The organism is Ligilactobacillus pobuzihii E100301 = KCTC 13174, assembly GCF_000349725.1.
Taxonomy (GTDB): domain Bacteria; phylum Bacillota; class Bacilli; order Lactobacillales; family Lactobacillaceae; genus Ligilactobacillus; species Ligilactobacillus pobuzihii.
On record NZ_KB714698.1, the window covers coordinates 81,806 to 88,106 of the forward strand.

The window sequence follows — 6,301 nt, forward strand, 5'->3', positions numbered from 1 at the left end:
TTCTCCTTACTCTTCCTTAAAATACCGACGCACTTCAGATACAAAATATAAAGACCCAGTAATAAGCAACATGTCATTTGCTGACATCTCATTGATCAACGTTAAAAAACCCTCGTTCCATTGGTCAAACATCTTTATCTGATCGTATTTACCATCCAATTCATCTTTTTTTAAAGTAGCTCGAGGTGCGAAAAACTTCGTCAAAGCAATTGTAACATGGGATAGCCTGGTTAATTCAGCAATCATTTCATTAAATTGTTTATCTTCTAAAACAGCCAGCAAAATATATATGTGTTGGTCATTAAACTTGTCTTTAAGAGTCTTAGCTAAACCTTGGATCGCAGGTACATTATGTGCTCCATCCAAAACTATTAGTGGTTCATCATTGACTTTTTCAAATCGCCCAGGCCAGGTAGTTTGTTGCAAACATTTTTTTATCTGTCTTGTCTTGACTGAAATTTGATGTTTTGACATCATTACTAAAAATGCTGTCAATGCAACTGCAGCATTAGAAATTTGATAACCACCTAACATTTGTATCTGCACGTCTTTTACTAAATATTCATGAAAGCTAAAGTCAAAAACTTCACCCCAAAAATTGGCTACACTTTTGGGAACTACCGTAAAATCTTGATTTAACAAATATAGTCCAGAGTCCATCAGTTGCGCTTTCTTTTCAATAACACTTTTAGCCTCAGTTGGAAGTTGACCACAAACCACTGGCACTCCATGTTTAATGATCCCTGCTTTATTTTCAGCAATTTCAGTTAAAGTGTTTCCTAAAATCTGCATGTGATCCATGCCTACAGATGTTATGACCGAAAGTAATGGAGTAATAATGTTAGTTGAATCATAGGTTCCCCCGATGCCAACTTCAACGATCACAAAATCAGGGTGACATCGTCCAAAATAAACAAACATCATCATAGTTAAGACCTCAAATTCAGTTGGACCACCCAAGTCTATAAACTCATGATCTAACTGCTCAACTACTGGAAGTATTTCTTGAACCAAGGATAAGATTTCCTCATCACAAATCATTTTTCCATTTACTGAGATACGTTCATTAAACTTTTCAATAAAAGGAGACGTAAAAGTTCCGACATCATAGCCTTGTCCCATCAATAAATCGCGCAAATACGCAGTGACTGATCCTTTACCATTAGTTCCTGTTACATGAACCATTTGCAAACTTTCTTGTGGATCTCCAAAAATTTCAGCAAAACGCCGCATTCTTTTTAAAGATGGATCCTTAGCAAATTTATGCCTTCCATGAATATATTCTAAAGCTTCATCATAATTATTTACTTCAATCATACAATAACGTCTGACTCCTTAAACCTTATCTTTTTGATCAATCTTACATAAATTAACACAGCAATTTTATTGATCATGTCACAGATTTATTATACGTGAAACCAAAAAAGATAGCATTAAAAAACAAGGAAAACTTTTGCGTAGTTTTCCTTGTTTTACGTCTTACATTTCTTTTTTTACCTCAGCAAGCCGTGACTGGGTTGCACTCAATTTTTCTTTATAGCCAGTAAGTTTTTCTTTTTCTTCATCAACAACTTGAGAAGGTGCATTATTAACAAAGCCTTGGTTACTTAATTTCTTTTCACCACGTGAAACTTCATTTTCTAATTTATCGATCTCTTTTTGTAATCTTTCTACTTCCTGGTTCAAATCAATTAAACCTGCGAGTGGAATGTAAACTTCTGCTCCACTAATAACAGCAGTCATTGCTAATGTCGGTGCTTTGATATCAGCTGAAATTTGCAAAGATTCTGGATGACAAAAACGCTCGATATAATCTTGATTTGATTCAAAAATCGACTGCGTTTCAGGCATTGTGGTCTTGATTTGAATATCAATTGGCGAAGATAAGGGTGCATGAGCATCTGCTCGAATATTACGGACAGCCTTGATCAACTCGATCAAGTTGTCCATGCCTTTTTCGGCTTCCTTATTTTCAAATTCAGCATGTTCTTGTGGGTAGGCAGCAGTTACTAATGAAGTACCATCATGAGGCATAGCCAACCAGATCTCTTCTGTTACAAATGGCATGATTGGGTGTAACAAACGTAAAGTTTGGTCCAAAACATAACATAAAATGTTTTGAGTGTTATGTTTCAAAGAGCGATCCTTACCATAAAAATCCTCTTTAGCCATTTCGATATACCAATCACACAGATCATTCCAGATGAAGTTGTACAAAGCACGGCCCGCTTCACCAAATTCAAAATCCTCGAATAAACGTGTAACTTCACGAATAGTTGAATTCAAGCGACTTAAGATCCACTTGTCAGCTAGTTGCCATTCACTTTGATCTGGTAATTCTGCTTTAGTTTTCTCATCAAAGTTCATGATCGCAAAACGACTAGCATTCCAAATCTTATTAATAAAATTCCAAGCAGAATCCATCTTTTTATACGAGAAACGAATATCTTGTCCTGGAGTCGAACCAGTTGCTAGGAACCAACGTAAAGCATCGGCACCATATTTTTCAATAACATCCATCGGGTCGATGCCATTTCCCAATGACTTGCTCATTTTTTTACCTTCAGCATCACGGATCAAACCATGGATCAAAACATTTTTGAAAGGACGTCGACCAGTAAATTCTTTACTCTGGAAGATCATTCGTGAAACCCAGAAAAAGATAATGTCATAACCAGTTACCAAAGTATCGGTCGGGAAGTAACGTTTAAAGTCAGCAGCATCCTCATTTGGCCAGCCCATTGTCGAAAATGGCCACAAGGCACTTGAGAACCATGTATCTAAAACATCTTGATCTTGTTCCCAATTTTCTGGATCACTTGGTTCTTGTTCGCCAACGTAGATCTCGCCAGTTTCTTTATGGTACCAAGCTGGAATTTGATGTCCCCACCAAAGCTGTCTTGAAATTACCCAGTCGTGAACATTTTCCATCCACTGACTAAAGGTATTCTCAAAACGTTCCGGAACAAAATTAACACGATCGTCAGTTTCCTGATTCTTTAAAGCTGCCTCAGCTAGTGGTTGCATCTTCACGAACCACTGAGTCGACAAACGTGATTCAACTTGTACACCAGTCCGTTCAGAATGCCCAACACTATGCACGATCGGTTCCTTAGATAAAAGATAACCTTGATCTTTTAAGTCCTTAACAATAGCCTTACGCGCCTCGAAACGATCCATACCGGCATACTTGCCTGCTTTATCATTTAAGGTAGCATCCTCATTCATCGTATTGATCCGTTCAAGGTCATGTCTATTACCAACCTCAAAGTCATTTGGGTCATGTGCAGGAGTGATTTTAACCATCCCCGTCCCAAATTCAGGATCAACGTATTGATCAGCAATGATCTCCAAATGTCTACCATGCAATGGCAAAATAACTTCTTTACCTACTAGTTGTTTATAACGTTCATCTTTTGGATTAACCGCGATAGCAACATCACCCAACATTGTTTCTGGACGTGTTGTCGCGATCTCAATATAGTTTTTACCGTTAAATGTTGTATCATCGACAAATGGATATTTTACGTGATAAAAAGCGCCCTGGTCATCTTGGTGGATAACTTCAATATCTGACAGAGCAGTACGTGCTTTTGGATCCCAGTTAATAATGTATTCTCCGCGGTAAATCAAGCCTTTTTTGTATAACGCCACGAATACTTTGCGGACAGCTTTAGAAAGTCCGTCATCAAACGTAAACCTTTCCCGACTATAATCTAAGGATAATCCCAATTTAGCCCATTGTTGTTTGATAATGTCCGCATATTCATCTTTCCATTCCCAAACCTTATCAACAAACTTTTCTCGGCCTAAATCGTAACGTGAGACACCACTTTCAGCCAAACGTGCTTCAACTTTAGCTTGAGTTGCAATACCGGCATGATCCATACCAGGTAACCATAATGTATCAAAGCCTTGCATCCGTTTTTGCCGCACGATCATATCCTGTAAGGTGGTGTCCCAGGCATGACCCAAATGTAATTTACCTGTTACATTTGGTGGTGGGATAACAACAGAATATGGTTTTTTGGTCGTATCTCCACTGGGCTTGAATAAATCTTTATCGAGCCATTCTTGATAACGTCCATGTTCAACAGCGGTTGGGTCGTATTTCGTTGACATTTCAACTTCTTTAGCCATTTATTTCTCATCCCTTCTTATTTTAATCCTATTTTTAAACTAATAATCAATGCGTTAAAGCTTACTATTTGTCTACCATTGTTTAAAGTACATTCACCACTTCATGAGTAATCAACACATAAAAAGATGCAAATAAAAAGCACCACCGTCCTATCAATTAGGACGACAGTGCCGTGGTACCACCTAAATTGGGCTTTTAACCCCACTTAAATTCTGTGTTAACGGATGAAGATCCGGTCGACCTTACTTAACAAATTCAAATCGACAGCTAGCAAGCTACAATCAATGGTTCACTGAAATGTTTCACCAACCCATTTCTCTCTAAAAGTGAGCACCAATTGATCCTCTTGGTCAAAGCTTTATGAGATAATTCTAACCTTATGTTTATCAAACGTCAAGAATAAATGGTGCATATTCAGCCCCTTAGAGTAATTCGGCGAATGTTTCTTCTTGGGCATTCAAATAATGATCATCACTACTGATCTCAGTTATTTTTATTCCCGACAATGAACGTTCGATCAAACCATCAATATCTAGTTTTTCTTCATATTGGCGTGAACGATCGATCCGTGGCTTCGTTTTAGGAGCAGTCGGAGCAAAAACAGTGCAACAATCTTCATATGGCTTGATCGATAATTCAAACGTATCGATTTTTTCCGCAAGCTTAATGATATCATTTTTGTCCATTGAAACGACCGGTCTTAAAACTGGCATTGAAGTGACATCATTAATAGCAGCCATGCTCTCCATTGTTTGAGAAGCTACCTGGCCTAATGATTCTCCGTTAAAAATTGCTAAAGCATGTCTTTTTTCGGCGATTTTTTCACAAAGTCGTAACATAAAACGACGTTGGATCGTCATTAGATAACTGGCTGGAATGTCACGTTTTACAGTTTCTTGAATCTCAGTAAACGGAACTTGAATAAATTTTATCTTGCCCACATAGGGTGCAAGTTTAGCGGTTAATTCTTTGGCTTTATTCAACGCTTGTTCACTGGTATATGGTGGACTATAAAAATGGACCATTTCCAAGTCAACCCCGCGTTTCAAAGCTAGGTATCCAGCAACAGGTGAATCAATACCACCTGATAGCATCAAGAGGCCCTTACCTGCGGTACCAACTGGTAATCCTCCTGCTCCTGGGAGCATCTCATATGATAAAAAAATACCATTCATACGTATCTCTACGCGTAAAACAATATCTGGATGTTTCATTTGAACTTTAACACCAGGAAAATTACTCAAAATAGTTCCACCTAAAAGGTCATTCATTTGGTTTGTATCATATTCAAAATTATGGTCTGATCGACGCGTATTAATTTTGAAAGTCATACCATCTTGTGCAATCTCGTTAAAGATCGAAATTGCCGTCTTCTTAACTTCTTCAACGTCACGTGTAACTTTAATGACGGGCGAAAAGCTCTGAATACCAAAGATTTTACCTACTCGGTCTGCAACCTGATGATAATCTTCACCATTCAACCGAATATGCAATCTGTCACGCTGTGCTTTGACCTCAAGCTTTTTAAAACCTGACAGTGCATTTCTAGTATTAGTACCTAACCGATCAATGAATGAACGTCGGTTTTTTCCTTTAGTTGACAATTCGCCGTAACGAACCATGATTTCTGTATATTGCATCTGTTATCCTTTCTACTTGGCAAAAATCTTTGAAAAACGTGCGTAAATTTGGTCAAATACACGATTAAACTCGTCGGCTTGCTCTAAAGTATTGTTTTCATCTAAACTGACCCGAACAGCTGATGTTGCAATTTTTTCAGGAACATGCATTGCATTTAGCGTTCCTGAAATAACCCCTTTTTTAGATGAGCAAGCACTTGTCGTTGAAATATAGATCCCTTGTTCTTCAAATGCGTGAACGATCGTTTCTCCCCTAACTCCATCAATAGTAAAACACAAAATATGTGGTGACGAAGTTTGATCAACTTTTGAAAAAACAGTGACATTTGATTCTGCCACAACATGATCATATATTTTTTGTTTGATTTTCCGTTCTTTGGCGACATTATCCGACTCATTAGTAAGTAACAAACGTAAAGCCTTTGCCATTCCGGCGACTGCAGGTAGATTTTCAGTCCCACTCCGTTGGTTTTTTTCCTGACCACCGCCTGCCATTAATGGCTCGATCATTCGGCCAGTT

At 38.0% G+C, this 6,301-nt stretch carries 4 protein-coding genes and 1 other annotated feature; all 4 genes read right to left on the reverse strand.

The features are described 5' to 3' along the window. Window positions 1-6: 6 nt before the first annotated feature. Window positions 7-1,317, reverse strand: coding sequence for a bifunctional folylpolyglutamate synthase/dihydrofolate synthase (locus tag LACPOB_RS0108030; protein ID WP_017868323.1), 1,311 nt, complete (start codon window positions 1,315-1,317; stop codon window positions 7-9). A gap of 162 nt (window positions 1,318-1,479) precedes the next feature. Continuing rightward, entirely contained in the window at window positions 1,480-4,140 is a 2,661-nt protein-coding gene (locus LACPOB_RS0108035; protein WP_017868324.1) for a valine--tRNA ligase, read from the reverse strand. Between the two features lie 155 nt (window positions 4,141-4,295). Further along, window positions 4,296-4,504: a binding site (T-box leader), on the reverse strand. Window positions 4,505-4,563: 59 nt separating this feature from the next. Continuing rightward, window positions 4,564-5,781 (reverse strand): tRNA uracil 4-sulfurtransferase ThiI, encoded by a 1,218-nt coding sequence (gene thiI, locus LACPOB_RS0108040; protein WP_017868325.1) that lies wholly within the window; start codon window positions 5,779-5,781, stop codon window positions 4,564-4,566. Window positions 5,782-5,793: 12 nt separating this feature from the next. After that, a partial coding sequence (locus LACPOB_RS12490) for an aminotransferase class V-fold PLP-dependent enzyme (RefSeq protein ID WP_040532996.1) occupies window positions 5,794-6,301 on the reverse strand: 508 nt, incomplete at its 5' end.